At 70.5% G+C, this 20,578-nt stretch carries 18 protein-coding genes; 7 read left to right on the forward strand and 11 right to left on the reverse strand.

What is annotated here, in order from left to right; all coding sequences use genetic code 11:
- Positions 1 to 188: 188 nt before the first annotated feature.
- Both ABZ470_RS17765 and ABZ470_RS17770 read left to right on the forward strand, forming a co-directional pair.
- Complete coding sequence (locus ABZ470_RS17765; RefSeq protein ID WP_362912240.1) at positions 189 to 1,004, forward strand: hypothetical protein; 816 nt, start codon at positions 189 to 191, stop codon at positions 1,002 to 1,004.
- Positions 1,005 to 1,155: 151 nt separating this feature from the next.
- Positions 1,156 to 1,746 (forward strand): DUF1963 domain-containing protein, encoded by a 591-nt coding sequence (locus tag ABZ470_RS17770; protein ID WP_362912242.1) that lies wholly within the window; start codon positions 1,156 to 1,158, stop codon positions 1,744 to 1,746.
- Between the two features lie 178 nt (positions 1,747 to 1,924).
- Here ABZ470_RS17770 and ABZ470_RS17775 read toward each other — a convergent pair whose 3' ends face one another.
- From ABZ470_RS17775 to ABZ470_RS17800, 6 genes are all read right to left on the reverse strand, one after another.
- Entirely contained in the window at positions 1,925 to 2,503 is a 579-nt protein-coding gene (locus ABZ470_RS17775) for a hypothetical protein (protein WP_362912244.1), read from the reverse strand.
- Positions 2,504 to 2,582: 79 nt separating this feature from the next.
- Positions 2,583 to 3,302: a helix-turn-helix transcriptional regulator gene (locus ABZ470_RS17780; RefSeq protein WP_362781665.1), complete on the reverse strand. Its 720-nt coding sequence runs from the start codon at positions 3,300 to 3,302 to the stop codon at positions 2,583 to 2,585.
- Positions 3,303 to 3,362: 60 nt separating this feature from the next.
- Positions 3,363 to 3,938 carry an ATP/GTP-binding protein gene (locus ABZ470_RS17785; protein WP_352011167.1) on the reverse strand — a complete coding sequence of 192 codons (576 nt, stop codon included), beginning with the start codon at positions 3,936 to 3,938 and terminating at the stop codon, positions 3,363 to 3,365.
- On the reverse strand, positions 3,919 to 4,269 hold the full coding sequence (locus tag ABZ470_RS17790) for a DUF742 domain-containing protein (protein ID WP_352011166.1): 351 nt from the start codon (positions 4,267 to 4,269) through the stop codon (positions 3,919 to 3,921). The genes ABZ470_RS17785 and ABZ470_RS17790 overlap by 20 nt, the downstream gene beginning before the upstream one ends.
- 70 nt (positions 4,270 to 4,339) lie before the next feature.
- Positions 4,340 to 4,747, reverse strand: a complete 408-nt coding sequence (locus tag ABZ470_RS17795) for a roadblock/LC7 domain-containing protein (RefSeq protein ID WP_352011165.1) — start codon at positions 4,745 to 4,747, stop codon at positions 4,340 to 4,342.
- Positions 4,747 to 7,047: a nitrate- and nitrite sensing domain-containing protein gene (locus tag ABZ470_RS17800; RefSeq protein WP_362912246.1), complete on the reverse strand. Its 2,301-nt coding sequence runs from the start codon at positions 7,045 to 7,047 to the stop codon at positions 4,747 to 4,749. The genes ABZ470_RS17795 and ABZ470_RS17800 overlap by 1 nt, the downstream gene beginning before the upstream one ends.
- 158 nt (positions 7,048 to 7,205) lie before the next feature.
- Here ABZ470_RS17800 and ABZ470_RS17805 point away from each other — a divergent pair, with 158 nt between their 5' ends.
- Entirely contained in the window at positions 7,206 to 8,012 is an 807-nt protein-coding gene (locus ABZ470_RS17805) for an SDR family NAD(P)-dependent oxidoreductase (protein WP_362912248.1), read from the forward strand.
- Positions 8,013 to 8,078: 66 nt separating this feature from the next.
- On the forward strand, positions 8,079 to 9,110 hold the full coding sequence (locus ABZ470_RS17810) for an acyltransferase family protein (RefSeq protein ID WP_352011162.1): 1,032 nt from the start codon (positions 8,079 to 8,081) through the stop codon (positions 9,108 to 9,110).
- 36 nt (positions 9,111 to 9,146) lie between these two features.
- Here the strand turns inward: ABZ470_RS17810 and ABZ470_RS17815 are convergent, their stop codons facing one another.
- Positions 9,147 to 11,069: an NAD(P)-binding protein gene (locus tag ABZ470_RS17815; RefSeq protein WP_362912250.1), complete on the reverse strand. Its 1,923-nt coding sequence runs from the start codon at positions 11,067 to 11,069 to the stop codon at positions 9,147 to 9,149.
- Positions 11,070 to 11,205: 136 nt separating this feature from the next.
- The gene (locus ABZ470_RS17820) at positions 11,206 to 13,914 is read right to left on the reverse strand and encodes a M4 family metallopeptidase (RefSeq protein ID WP_362912252.1); all 2,709 of its coding nucleotides are present in this window, start codon (positions 13,912 to 13,914) and stop codon (positions 11,206 to 11,208) included.
- A 408-nt stretch (positions 13,915 to 14,322) separates the two neighbouring features.
- On the opposite strand from ABZ470_RS17820, the gene ABZ470_RS17825 reads away from it, so the two are divergent.
- The gene (locus ABZ470_RS17825; RefSeq protein ID WP_352011159.1) at positions 14,323 to 14,523 is read left to right on the forward strand and encodes a hypothetical protein; all 201 of its coding nucleotides are present in this window, start codon (positions 14,323 to 14,325) and stop codon (positions 14,521 to 14,523) included.
- Positions 14,524 to 14,569: 46 nt separating this feature from the next.
- Complete coding sequence (locus ABZ470_RS17830) at positions 14,570 to 16,030, forward strand: SPFH domain-containing protein (protein WP_362912254.1); 1,461 nt, start codon at positions 14,570 to 14,572, stop codon at positions 16,028 to 16,030.
- Positions 16,031 to 16,139: 109 nt separating this feature from the next.
- Here ABZ470_RS17830 and ABZ470_RS17835 read toward each other — a convergent pair whose 3' ends face one another.
- Entirely contained in the window at positions 16,140 to 16,970 is an 831-nt protein-coding gene (locus tag ABZ470_RS17835; protein WP_362912256.1) for a hypothetical protein, read from the reverse strand.
- A 40-nt stretch (positions 16,971 to 17,010) separates the two neighbouring features.
- The gene (locus ABZ470_RS17840) at positions 17,011 to 17,757 is read right to left on the reverse strand and encodes a MerR family transcriptional regulator (RefSeq protein WP_362912258.1); all 747 of its coding nucleotides are present in this window, start codon (positions 17,755 to 17,757) and stop codon (positions 17,011 to 17,013) included.
- A gap of 286 nt (positions 17,758 to 18,043) precedes the next feature.
- Between ABZ470_RS17840 and ABZ470_RS17845 the strand changes: the two genes are divergently transcribed.
- A complete protein-coding gene (locus ABZ470_RS17845) occupies positions 18,044 to 18,442 on the forward strand; it encodes a hypothetical protein (protein ID WP_362912260.1) in 399 nt (132 codons plus the stop codon).
- A 12-nt stretch (positions 18,443 to 18,454) separates the two neighbouring features.
- Here the strand turns inward: ABZ470_RS17845 and ABZ470_RS17850 are convergent, their stop codons facing one another.
- Positions 18,455 to 20,527: a glycosyltransferase gene (locus ABZ470_RS17850; RefSeq protein ID WP_362912262.1), complete on the reverse strand. Its 2,073-nt coding sequence runs from the start codon at positions 20,525 to 20,527 to the stop codon at positions 18,455 to 18,457.
- Positions 20,528 to 20,578: the final 51 nt, after the last annotated feature.

The following is a 20,578-nucleotide window of genomic DNA, read 5'->3' on the forward strand; positions in this document are numbered from 1 at the left end:
GCGCGGGTCGAACGGGTCGGTGTGACGGTATGGCATCCCAGATAGGCTGTGTCGGCCGTACCGCTTTTCCTCATAGGAGAGAATTGAAGAGACGTCCGGCCGTCGTCGTCGTATGCGTCACGACATTTCTAGGCGCCATGTCCGCCTGCGGTGCGTCGAGCCGGTCCGGCGCGCCGCCGTCCCACCCCGTGCGGGATGAGTCCGACCTGGTCCTGCCGCTGGACGCCTACGATCTGACGTCCGAACAACGCTCTGCGGTGCAGACCGCCCGATATCTCTTGGTAGGACGATGTGTGGCGGGTTTCGGACTGAAGTTCAAACCACACAACACCCAGCCGGTCACCTATCCGAAGAACGCGTCCTACCTCGGCTGGCTGGGGGCGAAGAAAGTCGCCGAATACGGCTACAGCGGCCCTCCCGGGCAATGGGAGGAAGTCGGTGCCGCCGTTTCCGGCATTCGTGGATACGTCATTCCACGGGAGCAGGACGCCGTTCACGTCGGCACCGTGAGAACGTACAGGGGCCGTGCCGTTCCTCAGGGAGGGTGTGACGGCTGGGCGCAGCGCGAACTCAATGGAAACGCTCCCGGCCCGGACGGCAAGGTGCCCGCCAAACCGCACATCTACAAGAACTTCTACGTCCTGATGGACGACGCCGCGATAGCCGCGTACAGCGACCCCCAAGTGCGGGCCGCAGGCTCGGCATGGAGCGAGTGCATGCGCGCGTCGGGCTTCACCTACCCGGACCCACCGGCCGCCGAGAGCGACAGGCGATGGGCCGGGCGCGGCGGGGAAGACAGGGTGTGGCAGCCGCCCGGCAAGGACGAGATCGCCGTGGCGGTCGCCGATGAGGCGTGCCGGTTGAAGGTGGACTACAGCGGTGCCCGTAAGCGCGCCTACGCGTCGGCCCAGGAAAAGATCATCGCGGCCGACCAACTCACCGTCGACCGCCTGTCCAACCTTCTGAAGGCGCGCTACGCGAACGCCGTCAAGATCCTCTCCTGAACTGACTCCGAAGCCGCTGGAGACCGCTGAACGCTCCGGGGCATGGTCCGGGCACGGGGCGGCCTGCTCGTCGAGCACCGGATCCTCGGCGATCCGCTGCGGGACGCCCGGCGAGCGACACGGTATAGGCTGCCGAGCCGTGAGTGGATCTATGGCGTTTGTGAAGGATGTCGAGGTCGCGGCGCGGGTGAGCCGTATCGGTGGGCTGCCGTTGGCGCCGGAGGGCTTCGACTGGCCGCGCTGCGCCGTGTGCGACGGGCCGTTGCGGTTCCTGCTGCAGTTCATCACGGACGACCTCGGTGACCACGCCGAGGCCCTGCGGCCCGGGGCACTCCTGTCGTTCTTCATGTGCGACAACGATCCCGGCCAGTGCGAGGCCTGGAACCCCGAGGCGGGCGGCAACCGCGCCTACCTGTTCGCCGAAGACGCCACGGTGCCCCTGCCGTCCCCCGGGGAGGCGTTCGTTCTCCCGCAGTGCTTCGAGATCGGCATCTGCGAGGTCGAGCCGGAGACGGCGGACGAGGTCGCGGAGTTCAAGGTGGTCGGCTGGCTGGGTGGCGAGGCGGAGTGGTGGGAGACGGACATGACGCCCACGTGTTCCACCTGCGGCACCCCCATGGGCTTCGTCGCGCAGATGAGGGAGGGCTACAGCAGGAACTGGCTGATGAACTTCGGCGGCGGTGAGGCGTTCGTCTTCGCCTGCCCTCCCTGCGACGCGGCGTCCGTGGTCCTGCAGGGCTGACACCCCGGTCCGTACGGCGTGGCCGCCGGGCCGCGCGGCCGACAAGAGCGGGCCGTACGACCGACAAGAGCGGGCCGTACGACCGACAAGAGCGGACCGCGCGGCCGACAAGGGCAGGCCGTACGACCAACGAGAGCGGGCCGCGTGACCGACAAGGGCGGGCCGTAAGGCCAGGGGTTCAGGGCCTGGCGAGCCGTAGTCCGGCGGTGAGGGATCCGGCCAGCAGTACGGCACCGGAGGCCACCCCGCTGACGATCGGCACCCAGGGCAGGGAACCCGCCCAGGCCACGAGGAATCCGGCGATCCCGAGCAGGGTCAGGGCCACGCCGGGCACCGCGATGGTCCAGTCCTTCCACACCGGGGCCAAGGCGACGAAGTGGACGCCCACGATGATCGCCACCCACGCCACGTTGACCTCCGCGGGCGCGCCCAGGGCGGCCAGCAGCCGGAGGCCGCCGAACAGCGCGAGCACCTCGACGGCCACCACGATCAGGTAACCGCGCCCGAACATCGTCCTCGCGGTCCCTCCGGAGGCGGCGGTCCCTCCGGAGGCGGCGGTCCCACCGGAGGCGGCGGTCCCTCCCGAGACGGCGGCGGCCGGTCGTCGCACACCGGTGAACCACAGCGCCAGCACGGCCGCGACGGCCAGGCCCGCGAGCACCCGCAGGACCGTGACCACGACGTCGCCCAGCGGACTCCGCGCGTTGACGAAGACGAAGACCGCACCGAAGACGGCGCCGACCAGTAATCCGCTCATACGTTGCATGCGTTTCATCCAAGCCCGCCGGACGCCGGCCGGACACGGGTGCCAGACCTACCCTGACGTAGTGCCGCCCCTACCTGGCGGCCCCGCGCTGGTAGGCCAGCACCGCCAGCACCCGCCGGTTGACGTCGTCGCCCGAGGGCAGGTCGAGTTTGGCGAACACACCGGCCACGTGTTTGCCGACCGCCGCCTCACTGATCGACAGGGCCCGCGCCACGGCCGCGTTGGAGCGTCCCTCCGCGATCAGCGCCAGCACCTCCCGCTCCCGAGGACTCAGCCGCGCCGTCGGCTCGGTGACCTCCCTGGCCCTGTCCCAGGTCTGTTCGAACAGGTCGATCAGGACGCTGATCAGGCTCTGCTGCCGGATCAGCAGCGCGCCCGGCGAGCGGAGCACGGGAGTGATCCTGACGAAGGCCGCCTCCCGGTCGAAGACGAGCAGTTGCTGGATCGGCTCGTCCACGACCCGGTGCAGGTCACCCGCGGCGTGCAGTTCCCTGAGCCGGGCGAGCTTGCGTTCGTCGTCCAGCACGCTCGCGTGGACGACCGTCCGCATCCGCATCCCGCGTGCCAGGGCGTCCAGGACCTGGCGGCGGCTGCGCTGCTCCTCGCGCCCCCGCTCAGGAGAGCCCAGCGGCTGCATGGCGCGTAGTTCGCGCGAGGTGGCGACCAGCCGGGTGATCTCCTGCCTGACCCGCTCCCCGTCCTCCAGCCGCGCGACGTCCACGGGGACACCGCGCAGCTCGCCGACGACCTCTTCGAGCCGCCGGGCCAGTTGGTCAAGAGACGCTTCCATCAGGAGAAGTTTCCCATGACCCACCAGACCCGACGACTCTCACCAAAACGGACGGCGGGGTCAGGGCTGGCTGGCGGTGAGAACCCGCAGGGAGTGCTCCACGAGGGTCACCAGGACGGTCTTGGCCGAGCTGCGGCGCCGTACGTCGCAGAGCAGGACCGGGACGTCCGGGTCCAGGTCGAGGGCGACGCGCACCTCCTCCGCCTCGTACTGCTCGGCCCCGTCGAAGCAGTTGACCGCCACGATGAACGGCGTGCCACGCTGCTCGAAATAGTCGATCGACGGGAAGCAGTCGGTCAGCCTGCGGGTGTCGGCGAGCACGACGGCGCCGAGCGCGCCGTAGGACAGCTCGTCCCACATGAACCAGAACCGTTCCTGACCCGGGGTGCCGAACAGGTAGACGACCAGCCCCTCCCGGATCGTGATGCGTCCGAAGTCCATGGCCACGGTGGTCGTGGTCTTGTTCTCCACGCCTTCGACGTCGTCGATGCCGATACCGCGGTCGGAGAGCACCTCCTCCGTGCGCAGTGGGCGGATCTCACTGATCGAGCCGACGAGCGTGGTCTTGCCGACACCGAATCCGCCCGCGATGAGGATCTTGAGCGCTACAGGTTCGTCAGAGGGCCCGAAGTCCATTGATCACTTCCTTGAGAATGCGCTCGCTCGCCGACGCGCGCCCGATCGAAATGAGCTTGTGGTCCTTGAGGTCACCGAGGAGCACCCGGACGACGCCGAGTGGCAGGTCCAGGTCGGAGGCGATGTCGGCGACCGAGGTGGCCTCGACGGTGACCAGGGAGAGAATGCGTTCGTGCTCGGGTCCCGGGACGAACCCGCCGGACGGGGCCGAACCGGTCGCCTTGACCATCGCGACCAGGTCCAGCGTGTCACCGGACGATCTGGTACGGCCTCCGATCAGCGCGAACGGCCGGACGACCGGTCCCGCCTCCTCGTCCATCCACCGGGTCATCCGTCCGCTCCGCCCTCGGCCCCGGGGTGGGAGAACCCGGGGGACGAGAACCAGGACGACGGAAGCCCGGTCATGTGAGGCCCTGTCTCGGCCGGGCGGAGATGTGCTGGCCGACCCGCTTGACCAGCATCGCCATCTCGTAGGCGATGTGGCCGACGTCGGCGTCCGCGGCGCTCAGCACGGCCAGGCAGGTGCCCTGCCCGGCGGCCGTGACGAACAGGAACGCCGACTCCATCTCCACGATGGTCTGGCGCACCTCACCACCGTTGAAGTGACGGCCCGCTCCGCGCGCCAGGCTCTGGAACCCGGAGGCGATGGCGGACAGGTGTTCGGCCTCCTCCCGGTTGAGCCCCTTGGAGAAGCCGACGGCGAGCCCGTCGGTCGACAGGATCACCGCCTGACGTACCGCGCCCACCCGGTTGGTCAGGTCGTCGAGGAGCCAGTTGAGCTCGCCAGTACTGGACGCTTTTCCAGTCATTAGTCCTCCTTGTCGCCTGTCCTGTGGTGTGCGAGATCGGGTTTCTCTTCCTCCCGGCCGCGTCGCGCGCCCGCCTGGAAGGCGGAGAACAACGCCCGCGCCTCGTCCGGTGAGCGCTCCGGCGCCTCGGCGGGGCCGGGCTCGGGGCCCTCTGGAGGCTCCTGGCGGAGCTGCGGGGCCAGGTTGGCCTGCCGTACCCGGCGGGGCAGGGCCCGTGGCCGTGGCGCCCCCTGCGCGGGTTCTCCGCCGCCCGCGCCGTTGGGGCCTCCCGGCGCCGGGCCGCCCGCGACGGGGCCGTCCGCGACCACGGACAGGGAGGGTTCGGGAACGGGCGGGGCACCCGTCGTCCTGCTCCTGCGGGGCAGGGCGCCCGGCATGGACGACTCGAACAGGCCGCCGGAGGGACGCGCGGGAGGTTCGGCGGGCCGTTCCTCCACCCGCTCCGCGGTGAGGGCGAGCTGCGCGGGCAGTTCGGCCAGCACGGTGCGCGGGATGAGCACGATGGCGGTGGTCCCGCCGAAGGGGGAGCCGCGCAGGATGACGCGGATGTCGTGCCTGGCGGCGAGCCGTCCGACCACGAACAGGCCGAGACGCTCGCTGTCGGCCAGGTCGAACTCCGGCGGGGTGGCCAGCCGTTCGTTGAGGACCGCGTACTCCTCGGCGCTCAGGCCCAGGCCGCGGTCCTCGACCTCGATGACGAAGCCGTTGGCGACCAGGTCTCCGCGCACGGTCACCATGGTCTGCTCGGGGGAGTAGATCGTGGCGTTCTCGATCAGCTCGGCGATCAGGTGGGTGATGTCGGCGACCGCGGCGCCGTCGAGCGCGGCGGCGGGCATCGGCGCGACGTTGACCCTGGTGTAGTCCTCGACCTCGGCGATGGCCGCCCTGACGATGTCCACGGCCGCCACGGGGTTGCGCCAGGCGCGTCCCGGGGCCGCCCCGGACAGGATGATCAGGCCTTCCGCGTGCCGCCGCATGCGGGTGGTCAGGTGGTCGAGCCGGAAGAGGTCCTCAAGGCTGTCGGGGTCGGTCGCCCTGCGCTGCATGCCGTCGAGCAGGGTGAGCTGGCGCTGCAGCAGGTTCTGCTTGCGCCGGGCGAGGTTCAGGAAGACCTGGCCGACGCCGCGGCGCAGGTTGGCCTGGCCGACGGCGGCCTCGACGGCGGTGCGCCGTACCGAGTCGAAGGCGTGGGCGACGTCGCCGACCTCGGTGGAGTCGCCCACCTTGATCGGTGGGATCTCGGCGGGGACGTCCACCTCCTCGCCGCGCCGCAGCCGTTCGACGACGCTCGGGAGCCGTACGTCGGCCAGGTCGAGGGCGGTCGAACGGAGGGTGGCGAGCTCACCGGCGAGCCTGCGGCCGAAGCGGACGGACAGGATGATCGAGGCGATCACCGCGACGAGTCCCAGGCCGCCGGCGACCACGATCCTGACGATGATCCCGGTGGCGATGGACCTGGACCGCTGGGACAGGGTGTTGGAGGAGGAGACGCCGAGCTGGTCGAGCCAGTTGGCCACGCTGTTGGTGGTCTGCTTCCAGCGCTGCGCCTCGATGGGCAGCCGGTCCCCCTGGGTCCCCGCGATGGCCCTCTCCAGGGCGGTGAACCGCTCGAAGGCCGTCGAGTCGAAGGTCTCCCGGTACGGCCTGCCCAGCTCGGCGTCCAGCGCGGACAGGCCCCGCGCGTGCAGGTAGCGCCGGGTGGCGACGTACTCGCCGAAGGCCTCGCGCTCTCTCGGGGTGAGGCGGTAGTCGATCAGCGCGCCGCTGATCAGCGCGTTCTCCCTGGCGATCATCTCGCGGGCGTTGCCCATGGACTGCATGGCCGCGGCCTGCCGGTAGATGCCCAGGTCGGGGACCGCGACGAGCTGGTCGTACAGGAGGAAGACCGAGTCGAGGACCCGGTTGTAGTTCGTCAGGACGTCCAGGCGCGCGTCACGGCCGCTGTCGATGCCGGCGCGGATGGTCGCCAGCCTGCCGATCTGGCTGAGCACCCCGTTCAGCGCGGTGCGGAGTTCCGGGCTGCCGGAACCGGTGGACGCGGCGGCGGCGCGGAACTTCTCGGCCGCCCGGTCGGTGCGGGCGCGCTGGTCGGCGATTCCGCTGGTGAGGACGCGGGAGCTGATCGCGACCGAGGACTGCGTCCGTTCCGCCTGAAGCTGGAGCCCAAGCTCGGTGGAGGTGAGGCCGACCGTTTGGTAGAGGTTGTTCGACCGTAACAGCGCGGCGCCGTCGCCAACCGTCAGATTAAGGGCGAAACCCCACAGAGCACTCAGTGACAACAGGGGCAGGAGCAGCAGCAAGAAGATCTTGAACCGAATTGACCGGTTTCCAGAGCCCATGCCCACTCGTCCCAACTTCTGAGTGTGTGGAGGCCCGCGTCGCCTTGGGGATGGATATGCCTCCGGAAGATCGCACAGGAGACTAGCACCGATAGGGTTTCCGCGCAGTGGAGGATCTGATGATTAATGTGATTACCGGGGCGAGTGCCGGAATCGGTGAGGCCGCTGCCGTCGAACTCGCCAGGCGCGGGCGTCAGGTCGTTCTGGTCGGCCGGAACCAGGAAAGGCTGGCCGGGGTCGCCGCCAGGGTCAAGGAGGCTTCGGGGTCCGTCCCGGACACGCTGACCTGTGACTACACCTCCCTCGACGACGTCAGGCGGCTGGCCGGTGAGCTTCGGTCCCGCTACGAGCGGATCGACGTCCTGGTCAACAACGCGGGCGTGATGTCCACCGAGCGGACCCGCACCGGGGACGGCCACGAGACGATGATCCAGGTCAACCACCTCGCGCCGTTCCTGCTGACGACCCTGCTGCTCGACCGGGTCGGGGAGCGGGTGATCACCACCTCGTCCATGGCGGCCAGGTCGGGCAACCTCGACCCGGCCGACCTGAGCCGTGAGCGGCGCCGCTGGAGCGGCTGGCTGCAGTACGGCGACTCCAAGCAGGCCAACGCGCTGTTCACCGTCGAACTGGCCCGCCGCCTGTCCGGCACCGGGGTGAGCGCGACCTGTTTCCACCCCGGCGTGATCAAGACCGGGTTCGCCTCGGGAACGTTCCTGATGTGGATGACCCACCACATCCCGGGCGTGGGCCGTACGGTCGAGCAGGGTGCGAGCACCCTGGTCCACCTCGCCACCCACCCCGACGGGACCGCGCACCCGGGGCGTTACTTCGCCAACGGCGCCCCCGCCAGGGCTCCCAGGGGCATGACCGACCCCGGCCTGGCCCGCGACCTCTGGGAGGCCAGCGAAAGGGCCGTCTCCTGACCGTCCCCGGGATGTCATCCCGGGTTCGCCCGCCGTTGGGACACGGGCGGCTACGGTGCGTGGCCTGTGAGCGTCACGAGCCCCCGCCAGGTCGCCGCCGTCCCCACGGCGGGCAGGGACCCCTTCTTCGACAACGCCAAGTTCCTGGCGATCACCCTGGTCGTCTCCGGGCACCTGGTGGAGGACCTGCGGGACGTGGCGGTGGCGCACGCGGCCTACTTCTTCGTCTACGTGTTCCACATGCCGCTGTTCATCGTGCTCAGCGGTTACCTGTCGCGGAACTTCACCTTCTCCTCCGGCAAGGCGCGCAAGCTGATCAGCACGCTCGCCGTGCCGTACGTGATCTTCGAGCTGCTCTACTCACTGCCCCGCCTGATCCTGTACGGCAAGCTGGACATCAGCCTGCTCGACCCGTACTACCTGACCTGGTTCCTGATGTCGCTGTTCCTGTGGCGGCTGTCCACCCCCGTCTGGCAGCAGCTCAGGTGGCCGCTGGTGGTCGCGGTCGGCCTGTCGCTGCTGTCCGGGACGAGCAGGCTGCCCGACGAGCTGTCGATGAACCGCACGCTGGGACTGCTGCCCTTCTACGTGCTCGGTCTCATGCTGCGCCCGGAGCACTTCGAGATGCTCAGACGGCCGAAGGTCAGGATCGCCGGGGCGCTCACACTGGTGGCCGGGGCGGCTCTCGCGCTGGCCGTGCACACCTCGGTGAAGACCGAGTGGATCCGCTGGCGGCACGCCAACGACGCGATCGGGGTGGACGACCTCACCGGCAGCCTGATCCGGCTCGGCATGCTGGCGGCCGGGGCGCTGCTGGTCGCGGCCTTCCTCGCGATCACCCCCTCGCGCCGGACGTGGTACTCGGGTCTCGGCGCGGCGACCATGTACGCCTACCTGCTGCACGGCCTGGTGGTGAAGGTCGCCGAGCGCTTCTACGGCGACTGGGCGCGGACGGTGCCCGGCGTCGTGGCCGTGGCGCTCCTCGGCGTCGTGCTGGCAGCCCTGCTGTGCACGCCCCCGGTCAGGGCCCTGACCCGCTGGGCGGTCGAACCCAGGATGAGCTGGGCCTTCACCCGGCTGCGCCGCCCGTCCCCCTGAACACCCGTCCCCCTGAACACCCAGCCCCGCGAGTCTTCAGGTCCGCAGGTCGAGGACGGCCCGGTAGGCGGCGGTGATCGCCGCGTCGGCGTAGGCGGCGGGCACCGAGTCGGAGTTGGCGATCGCGATCCGGCCCCACCTGCGGCGGGCGGTCTCGGCGGGGAAGGGCCCGTCGGGGTAGAAGTCCAGGTTCCACGGGGTCGCGTACTCCGGCGCGTAGCCGTGCCCCCACCGGTTGACGGTGATCGCCTGGATGTCGCGGACCGGGTCGAACCCGCCGGGCCCGAGCAGCCTGACCAGCTGCTCACGGATGCTGAACTCCAGATAGGAGTACGGCGTGCCGAGCAGTTCGCGCCGCCCCGCGGCCGAGCCGTCCGCCGGTGACATGCCAGGCACCGCGGGAGCCCGTACCAGGTGGGCCAGGACCGGCTCTCCGGGGTCCTCGGGAGGCCGGTAGCCGCCGACGGCGACCCGGGGGGCCAGCTCCGCGACGGACCAGTAGGCCCCGGTGAAACGGACCCGGCCGACGCCGATCGCCCGCCAGGCCCGCCAGTCGCGCAGCTGGACCGTGGCGTAGAGCATCGGCACCTTGACGGCCGAACGCAGCGCCCGTTCCTGCTCGGGAGGCAGCCCGGTGACGAGGTGGGGGATCATCATGTTCCAGCAGGCCATGATCACTCCGGCGGCCCGTACGGTCCTGACCCGGTCGCCGTCGAAGTAGCCGACCGTCGCCGTGGCCGCGGTCTCCGGGTCGCCGTCGTTGGCCACCGAGACCACCGGGCTGGACAGGCGGACCCGGACCCGGTTGCCCGGCCGGTCGAGCCGGTCGTAGTCGAACCGCGCGGTCGTGACGTCCTCGGGGTCGACGGAGGTGGCGAACCCGGGGACCATCCTGCCGACCATCATCCTGACCAGGGCCTGGTTGCCCTCGGGGAAGAGCAGCACCTCCCTGGGCGCCTCCCACTGCCTGATCACGCTCGGCGAGTTGTAGACCGAGGGCTTCGACCGGTCGAGCCCGAGCCCCTGGAAGCCGGGGTAACCGCACCCCCAGGCGTCGACGGCGCCGAAGGCGTCGGAGCCGTACCCCCACTCGTCGCTCGGCATCGTCCGCACGAAACGCAGCACGTCCGGGTGGACCCCGCAGACCTCCCCGAGGAAGCCGGAGTAGGTCAGGCCCGCCAGGAACCGGTGCTTGGCCCGCTCCGTCAGGCCGGGCAGCCAGTCGGGCGGGTCCAGGTGGAGCGTGAGCAGGTCCCTTCTGGCCCGCTCGGCGAGGGGCAGCTCGGCGATCCACCGGCGGGTGTCCGTGCCGGTCGGCACGAGCCGGTCGACGCCGAAGGACTCCCGGTCGCAGAAGACCCCCTCCCGCGTCCCGAGGCCCGGGTACGGCGCGGCGGCGAGCCGTGCGGGCCGTACCCCGAGCCGGTCGAGCAGCAGTCTGCCCTCGGGGGTCCAGGCGGAGGGCGCCTCGATCGCCTGGGAGCCGCCGTAGCCGACCAGCGGCCCCCGGCGGCCCGTGGGGTGGAACTCGTTGCGGCGGGCGTGCCCGCCGACGTCGTCGTGGTTGTCCAGGATCAGGATCCGCGCGTCCGGGTCGTGTTCGAGCCAGCGGTGGGCCGCGCTGATCCCGCTGATCCCGGCGCCGACCACCACCAGGTCGTAGCGTTCGCCGGTCGGTTCGGCGGGGCCCGCGTGGGCCCAGAACCGGCCGTCGCGCAGGGCGTGCGGTACCCCGACGTCCTCCGGGGTGTCGCCCCGCAGCCCCGTCAGAGCGGCCGGGTGGCCTCCCCGCGGTGCCGCCCCCATCGGCTCGGCCGACGCCGGCCGGCCGGTGAAGGTCTCCAGCGCCGCGACCCCGGCGGCCGTCGCGACGCCGTCGAAGAAGTCGCGGCGGGAAATGGGGCGGTTCATCCCCAGTTCCCCGGCCCTGTGCGGAGTGATCTCCCCGGGATCCGTCATGGAGGGATCATCATGAATCGGGCCGCCCGAATTGGTCGTCCAAGGGCGGCGACGAGGACTTTTTACCCGGGGTGTTGAAAGGCTTTTCGTGGTTTCCGGCGGGCGGGCTCTACGACCCACCCGCCGGAAATGTCATTTATTTCGTGCTTTTGACCCGTGCCCACAGGGCGGGAGTCCTGGGCGGCTGCCAACCGGGCAGGGAGACGTGCCCGAGCACGCACCGGTAGACGACCCCGTTGTGGGTGACGCGGTCACCGGCCTTGTACTGGGTGTACGGCTTCCACGCGGGCAGCGGGGGCGGCGTGACGGTCAGGGTGAAGGTCGTCGAACGCGTCTCCACGCCGGTCGCGCTGACCGTGATCGGATAGGTCCCCGGCACGGTCGTCGCCGAGGTGGCGAACGTGATCGTGCTCGGGCTGCCGAGCTCGACGGCGGACGGGTTCGCCGAGAAGGTCACCCCCGCCGGGATGCCGCTGGCGGAGATCTGCAGCACCTGTGGGGCCAGCCAGACGGGCGTGGTCTCCAGCGTGGAGGAGATCGTCTGCCCGGGTTCGACGGTCGCCGCGGCCGGGGTGAGACGCACGTCGAAGTCACCGCCGCTCACCTCCAGCCGCAGCGTGGTCGTACGGCGGGAGGCCCCCGTGGCCCGGACGGTGGCGAAGTAGACGCCGGGCGGCGTCGCCTCGGACGGATGGACGGTCACCCGGGCGGTCTGCCCGGTGGTGATCGTGGACGGGTTGAAGGTGAAGGAGAAGGAGTCGGGCAGGCCGAAGGCGGTGAGCGCGACCTGCTGCGGGTCACCGGCCGTGGTCGTGGTGCCGAGCGTCAGCGTGGCCGTCTGGCCCGGTTTGACGGTGACCGTGTGGCGGTCGAGCGAGACGGAGAAGTCGTTCGCCGGGGAGGCCGGGGAGACGGTCAGCCGGTAGGACGTCGTCTCGGAGAGCGTGGGGGTGGCCGCCGAGGTGGCGCGGACGACGATGGTGTGCGTGCCGACCGGGGTCGACGCCGAGGTGGTCACCCTCATCAAGGTCGAGGCGCCGCTCGGCATGCGGGGGGTGGTGAAGGTGACGTCCGTGCCGGCGGGGACGCCCTCGGCGGTCAGGTCGAGGTCCTGGCTCGGGCCGCTCAGCTTCCTGGTCCGCACCGCGACGGTCGTCGAGGTGCCCTGGTCGATCACGCCGTCGGGCTCGCCGGTCCGCACCGTGAAGGTCCGCGAATCGGCCGGGCAGCCGGGCTCGTCGGGGGAGGCCGCGACCCCGACCGCGTCCCAGGCGTCCTTGACCCGCTGGAGGTGGAGGCAGCCGAACAGGGCCAGCGCCGACTGCACGGTCGCCGCGCGGACCTTGGCGTGGGTCCAGGGCACGGTCTTGAGGTTCAGCGCGCCCATGTAGATCTCACCCGCGTCGCGCAGGCCGATCCCGGTCACGCCGTCGCCCGCGCAGACCGGGCTCTGCTCCGGCCTGCCCTGGACGCGGTCGCCCTCGGCCAGCAGGTAGAACCAGTGGTTCTGGATACCGGCCACCTTGTGCGGCTCCTGGGTGAGCACGTCCTCGGAGTAACAGCCGGGGTCGCCGAAGACGGCCGGGTCGTACATGTTGCGCAGCGGGCCGGGGCCGCTGAAGTCCACCTTCTCCCCGATCAGGTAGTCGGGCGCGTCCACCCCCGGCGGCTGGTTGGCGTAGTGCTCGGTGAGGGTGCCGATGATGTCGCCGGTCGACTCGTTGAGGGCGTTGGTCTCGCTGCCGCTGCCGTTGCCGCCGCTGGTGTTCTCGAAGATGGCGTGGCCGTACTCGTGGCCGACCACGTCCATGGAGGACATCTGCTTGCTGCCGCTCTCGTTGTGGCCGAGCCACACGCCGTCACCGGCCCAGACGGCGTTGGGGAAGTTGAAGCCGACCCTGATCGGGAACGTCCGGCCGGTGCCGGTGATGCCGTCCCGGCCGAGCCAGTCCCGCACCATGTCCCAGGTGCGCTGCGCGGCGAACATGCCGTCGACGCAGGTGGTCTCCAGGCCGGAGGCCGAGCCGTCGCCCCACTCGTCGTCGGCGCCGGTGTAGACGGTGCCGTTGGTGGACGCGCAGCTCAGGTTGGCCCGGGTGGGGTCGGTCATGCTGTAGGAGCCGGCCGAGCCCGAGGTGTCGATGTAGACGGGGTCGCCGTTGTGGAACGGGTGGCCGACGCCGCGCCGTACGTCGTCCCAGCGGTCGGCGATCGAGCCGTCGGCGGCGTCGACGTAGACGTGCAGGACGGAGGGGCCGTCCTTCGAGCTCCCGGTGACGACGCTCTCCCAGGTCAGCCGGGGCTTGGTGCCCGCGGCGTGCACCACGAGGCGCGGGTCGCTCTGCTTGGTCACGGTGCCGAGCAGGTCCCGTGCGATGGCGCGGGCCCGCTCGGCGGTGACGACGGGCTTGGTCGCGACGTCGTCGAGCTTGGCCCGCTGGCCGGTGGTGACCGAGGTGACCCTGCCACCCTCGCGGTCGGTCGCGACGATCACGTCACCGCCGTAGACGGGCAGGCCCCGGTGCAGGCGCGGATAGGTCAGGTACTGCAGGCCGCGTGAGCCGAAGACGACCGTCGGGCTCCCGAAGGTGTCGCCGTCACCGGCGCGCAGCTCGCGGGAGCGCGCGGTGAGGGCCCTGTCCGCGGTGCCGAGGGCGCGGGAGCGGGCGCGGGCGTCCGGGGGAGCGTAGGCGGAGCCCTGGGCTCCGGTGGCCTGGGGGCCGGAGGGGCTGACGGGAGGGGTGGGGGAAGGCGAGGCGGTCGCGGGCGCGGCGCCGTACAACGCGCTCGCGCCCAGTGTCGCCGCGAGCAACGCCGCGACGCGTGTTCTGCCGTTCGGTTTCACTGCGTGTGACTCCTCAAGACGTCCCTGGGGAGGGGGACCAGGAGCCGGGCCGGCCAGGCTCAACTCGAAACGCAACTCAACGTGACACCGGATTGTGTGGGGCGAGTAGCCAATGCTTTTCCATGTCGCGGTGTTATGGACCGGACTTCTGCCAAACGAGGTACGCCCTGCTCAGTCGTATATATGGGGATGCGTCGAGATTGTTTGGGCTTGTCGCAACCGATGGTGAACGTTTTCGAGGCGCCGGTCGTTGGAGGGGGAGACGGGCTGCGGAGCGGTCATCGACCCCGCGGGGCGCCGGGCGTGCTACGAAGGGTGGTGAAACAGGACATGTCGGAGTAGCGTCCGCAGACGCGGATTCGCTCGGTGGATGACGGATCTGCTCCGCGACGGGACGGGGAGCCGCGCGTGGTCGGTAAGCAGGGCAGGGTGACCGGCAAGATCGGTCCCGGTCTGGTCGGCGAGGTGCTGATCGCCGTCCGCGGCGGCGTCGAGGCCTTCTACGCCCATCCCGCCGTCCCCGACGAGGAGATCTCTCCCGGATCGATCGTCGTCGTCGTGGAGTACTACCCGCCTCGCACGGTCTATGTCGCTCGCGCGCTCGTCTGACCTCTCTCCCTTTTCTTTTGCTCTCTCCCCCCTCGTGGAGGCCACATTGCCAACCGAGTCCCTCATCATCGGTGGCGGCGTCCTTGTCGCCCTCTTTGTCATCATCCTGCTGTTCAAGGCCGTCTGGCGGGTGGCCGAGCCCAACGAAGCACTGATCATCTCCGGCCTCGGCGCCCGGGGAAAGAACGAGGGCGACAGCCTCGGCTTCAAGATCGTCACCGGTAAGGGCACCGCCGTGCTCCCCGGCTTCCAGACCGCGCGCCGCCTGCGCCTCGACAGCCGCGCGGCCAACCTCCAGGTCTCCTGCGTCACGCTGCAGGGCATCCCGGTGGTCGTCAAGGGCGTGGTGATCTACAAGGTCGGCGACGACCTGCACTCCATCGCCAACGCCGCGCGCCGCTTCCTCGACCAGCAGGACTCGATGAACGGGGCCATCCACGAGCTGTTCACCGGTCACCTGCGCTCGATCATCGGCAACCTGACCGTCGAGGACCTCATCCTCAACCGTGAGCGGCTGACCGGCGAGACACGCGCCTCCGCCGCCGATGAGATGATCAAGCTCGGTCTGATCGTCGACTCCCTGCAGATCCAGGAGATCGACGACGAGACCGGTTACATCACCAACCTCGGCAAGCCGCACGCCGCCAAGATCGCCGCCACCGCCCGTATCGCCGAGGCCCAGCGCGACCAGGAGGCCACCGAGGCCGAGCAGATCGCCGCCGCGAACAAGGCCGCCGCCTGGCGCGACGCCCAGATCAAGCAGGCCGCCTACCAGGCCGAGATCGACGAGGCCCAGGCCAAGTCCCGCCAGGCGGGCCCGCTGTCGGAGGCCTCCGCCCGCCAGGAGGTCGTGGTCCAGGAGACCCGCGCCGCCGAGCTTGAGGCGCAGCTCTCCGAGCAGCGTCTGCAGTCCCAGGTTCGCAAGCCCGCCGACGCCAAGGCGTACGAGACCGTCACGCTCTCCCAGGCCGAGAGGGACGCCCGCATCGCCCGCGCCGAGGCCGAGGCCCGCGAGACCGAGCTGCGCGCCGCCGCGCAGGCCTCCCAGGTCAAGCAGGCCGCCGCCGCCGAGGCCGAGTCCGTACGGCTGCGCGGTCTGGCCTCCGCCGAGGCGACCAAGGCGACCGGCCTGGCCTCCGCCGACGCCGCGAAGGCCAAGGGCCTCGCCGAGGCCGAAGCCGCCAAGGCCAAGGGTCTGGCCGAGGCCGAGGCCATCCGTGCCCGCTCCCAGGCGCTCGCCGAGAACCAGGAGGCGGTCATCGCCCAGCAGCTCGCCGAGAACTGGCCGCAGATCGTCGAGGCGGGCGCGAAGGCCTTCGGCAACGTGGACCACATGGTCGTGCTGAACGGCGCCCAGGGCATCGAGGAGATGCTCGCCAAGGCCCTCACCCTCGGTGGGACCGGCCTCGGCCTGGCCCGCTCCCTCCTCAACATGAACAGCGCCCCCGCTGCCGCTCCCGTCCCCATCCCCGAGGCCAACGGCAAGGCCGTCGAGCCCACCTCCTGACCCGCGCCCTCGGAGGGGCCGCCCGCCAAGCCGTACGGCACGCGGGCGGTCCCCAGGCCCCCAAGGCCCCCAAGGCCCCCGGCCTCTCAGGCACCGGGCACCAGGCCTCTCAGGGCACCGGGGTTCGCAGGGCGTCGAGGACGAGGGCGGGGGAGTCGGCGAACAGCCGGATCACCCTGGCCCGCTCCCTGCGGCCGAGAGGCCGGACCACGGTGACCGGTTCGGACAGTTCGACGACCACGTTCGTCTGGGAGGAGACCGCGACCCCCAGCCGTCCGTCGGTCACGGTGACGGTGCCCCGCTCGTCGTAGGCGCGCGCCAGCCGTACCGAGGAGATCAGCTCGCGGGGGACGCGCAGGTCGAAGTGGACGCCGTAGCGCACCCGCAGCTCCCCCTCGGTCACCACGTGCGGCCGGGTCGCGCAGGCGGCCCACAGCGCCAGCACCAGCACGACCGCGTACGCGTCGAGCACCAGCACCACCGTCCGCACCCCGGACGGCACGCCGAGCGCCCCCAGCAGCAACTCGACCGCCACCGTCTCGACGACCGCCGCGAACAGCAGCACCAGCAACATCGAGGACTGCTCCCGGACGTACGGCACCGCGGTCGCCCCCGGTGGCACCCCGTGACGGCGGCGCGTCACCCACAGCAGGAGAGCGGCCACGTTGCGCGCCTCGAACCCGATGAGCCTGAGCACCGGGACCGGCACCAGCTCCCGCACGGCCGTACCCAGCGCCGCGCGCCGACCGGCCCCGCCCCGGCGCGCCGCGCGGAACAGCCGCAGCAGGGTCACCGCCTCCAGCAGCAGCACCGCCACGACGGCCACCTCGACGACCACGAGCACCGGCCCCGGTGGCCGCACTCCAGCCGCGGTCAGAACCACGAGCAGCAACTCGGCGGGAAGTACGGCAAGCAGCGCGGCCCGCGCGACCCTGAACATCAGCCCTCACCCCGCACCATGACACGGGCGCATCCGAACGTCATCTCTCACCTCTCAGCGTGGTCAGCACCAGCCGGAACACCTCGATCTGCGCGGGCGACATCTCCGTGTCCAGCGCCCCGGCCATCTCCTCGACCGCGTACGGCCCGGCGAAGGCCCCCGCCAGCTCCCCGGGCAGGTGCGCGGCCAGGTCGGCGGCGAGCACGGCCACCCGGGGGTCGCCGGGGTCGGCGTCGGCCAGCTCGTCCAGCCGCCGGTAGAGAAGCCGCCCCCGGGCCAGCGCCTCCGGCTCGGTCAACGGCCGGATCACGCCGAGCATCCTGTCCCTGGCCTCGGGATCGGTGACGCCGTCGAGCAGGGTCAGCAGCTCCCGGTCGAGTTCGGCGATGCGCGACCCCTCGGCGGGAAGCTCGCGCAGCACCGCCGCCAGGCCGGGGGAGACCGTGGAGTCCGGCCCCAGGTCCTCCTCGGCGAGCAGCGCGGCCAGCCGTTCACGTCTGGCGCCGATCGCCTCCTGCTGCCTGGCGAGGTCGGCGTCCAGCTCCATGAGCGCCTCACGCAGGTCCCCGCCCCGGTCGCCGGGGCCGAGCACGTCACGGATCTCGTCGAGCGAGAGCCCGAGCTCCGTCAGCCGCCGCACCCGGGCCAGGACGACCGCGTCGCGCAGGCCGTACTCCCGGTAGCCGTTGGCCAGCCGTACCGGCTCGGGCAGGAGGCCGAGGTGGTGGTAGTGGCGCACGGTCCGGGTCGAGACCCCGGCCAGCGCGGCGAGTTCACCGATCCGCATGCCCTCATTAGAAACGTTGACGTTACGTCAACGTCAACACGCCTCGGCGGGTGCCGTACGGACGACCGGGAGCCACCCGGAGAGCAGCGGGGAAGACCGCTCTGACCAGGCTGTTCATCATTATGTCGATCTTCGTCCCCGGGGGAAGGCACCACGCCAGACGGGCCGGAGTTCTTGGGGGAGCGCATGGCGGTCGACACGGCTGAGGGAAGAGGTGATCATGGGACGGTTGATCCGGGGGCTTCCCTTCCGTCCTGAATCGGGGAAGCCGAGTCGAGGAGGACGTGTGACCGACATCGCCGACGACATCGCCGACTGGCTGTATCCCACCATCGAGAGTGAGATGAACGGCGCCCAGGTTCTCGCGGCGGACGGTGACCTGCTCAGGACCCTCGGGGAGAAGACCCTCGGCCCCGGGGGCGGGGAGAAGTTCATCGACCACATCTCCGGCAGCTCCCAGGTGAAGCTCAACATCATCCAGCGCTACCGGGCGACCCGTGAGGTCGTCGTCGCCTTCCGGCGGCGGGCCGCCTCGGGTGAGTCCCTGAGCACCGAGGACACGCTGGCGCTCACCCGCGCCACGATCAGGGACGAGACCCTGTCCGAGGTCCTGTCGTATCTCGCGGCCGGCTACTACCTGCGCCCCGGGTTCAGGGAGGAGTGGCGTCCGGCCTCCCAACCCTGAACCCGGGCCGGTTCAGATCATCACGTGGGCCTCGGGGTGGCCGACGAAGGAGAACTGGGCGTTACGGGTCAGTTTGATGTCGTCGGCCTGCCAGGTGTGCATGGCCGCGTCGCCGCTGCGCCAGTACACGAAGTTGAACCGGTCGGCCGAGTAGATCTTGACGCGGTCCTCCTTGAGCCGCCGCACCAGCCGGGTGTCCTCGCCCCGGGTCACGTCCTCGAACCCGTAGTGCTTGAACATCTCGGCCTTGCCGAGGAAGGTGCCGCCCTGCACCAGCCAGCTGTAGCGGTGTTCGAGCCCCGGCAGCCGCAGCATCGTGGTGTTGCTGCCCTCGAAGTAGGCGTAGTGCGCGCCCTTGCCGACGAGTTCGGCGTCGGAGTAGTCGAAGGCCCGCACGAGGTCCGACAAGTAGTGCTCGCCGTACAGGTTGTCGTCGTCCATCTTGGCGATGAGCGAGCCCTCCGCGGCGGAGATGCCCAGGTTCATGCAGGCGCCGAGGGAGAGCGACGGGTCGGCGGGCAGCACGACCACGTCGGAGATCCCGGCGACCCGCGCCTTGTCGGCCACCACGACGGGGTCGATGTCGAGGCCGTGCAGCACCATGACGAGCTGGACGGGCCGGTGGATCTGCTTGGCGACCGAGGAGATGGCGTGTTCGATCTGCGCGGCCCTGTTGGTCGGCAGCACGACCGAGACCGACCGCGACCGCGTCTCGACGGGCTTGCCGAGCACCCGCAGGATCTGGTCGACCCGGTGGGTGAACAGGTGCTTGTCGAAGACCTCCCGCATCGCCATGTGGCCCTGCCTGGCCCGCAGCTCGGGGCTGTTGATCAGGTGGAGCACCTGGTTGTAGGACTCGACGGGCTCACGCGCGATCGGGATCAGCGACCCGAAGGTCTCCTCGATGGCCCGCGACCACCCGGAGACGACGGAGGTCGCGCAGGCCGACAGCTCGAAGACACGGCGGGCGCACATGGTCGGCGAGTCGAGCACCGAGTTGACGTTGAGGAAGACCTTGTACATCTTGTACGCGGCCAGCATCTGGTCGTAGGGCAGTTCGCCCACGATGTGCGGGACGTACTCGGCGGGCCAGGCGTACTTCTCGTCCACGGTGCCGTTGCGGGCGAAGATGTGCAGACCCAGTTCGCGGACGGGGGCGAGCACGGTCTCCATCTGCTCACGCCGCTCGGGGTGCTTGTCGCGGAAGTACATCCCGGCGAACACCACGTCGTGCAGCCTGCTCTGGCGCTCCTGGATGGGGTTGTGCACCCGGGGCTGGGCGGCGAACTGCAGCACGTCCACCCGGTCGTGCCCGAGGACCTCCCGGTAGCGGGGCACCATGTCCCCGTCACAGGTGAAGACGTAGTCGAACAGCTTGGCCGTGTCGATGAAGAACTCGAAGTTCGGCGGGTCCTCCTTGTTCCAGAAGACCGTGGGGATGCCCTCCGCCTTGCACCAGTCGATCAGGGCGCGCAACTCGGGTTTGGGCGCGTTGGAACCGGTCATCTGGTAGCGCCAGCGGCCCTGGTTGCCGTGCCAGGCCGACTCGGCGAACAGGATCTCCGGCCTGCGCTCGGCGAAGATCTCCGGCCAGTCGCGCAGCCCGAACTCGATCTGGTCCCACTCGTACTTGAAGGCCATCCTGGAGAAGTCGTCCAGGATCACCGCGACCTTCATGTCGGGCCGGTTGATCGGCCCGGCGGGCCACTTCACCTGGGGCACGTTCACCACGGGCCCCTGCTGGTCGAGCTCCTCGACCACCTCGGACACGGGCCTGGGCGCCTTGGGGCCCTTGCGGGTGGACATGGCCGCCTTCAGCTTGCCGGGCAGCCGGACGACCCCCGACCCCTTGGCCCCGGTCAGCGCCTCGGCCACCCGGTACGGCCGCTGCACCTTCGTGGACTCCAGCTTCCACTGGGCGTAGTCGGCGCGCGCCTCGGCGATGGCCAGCCGCCGTTCCAGGTCGCGGACGCGCTCCTCGAAGCGCTCGACGACCTTGCGCTCCTCGGGAAGCCAGTTGATCGGCCCAAGACGCTGGAACTTCGGCTCTTCGGGGGTCTGCTCAGACTGCTCAGGGGAACTCATGGGAATCGCCTTTACACCGAGGTCGTGCCAGCGTACGGCGTGCGCCGTACC

This window comes from Streptosporangium sp. NPDC020072 (assembly GCF_040631445.1).
GTDB lineage: Bacteria > Actinomycetota > Actinomycetes > Streptosporangiales > Streptosporangiaceae > Streptosporangium.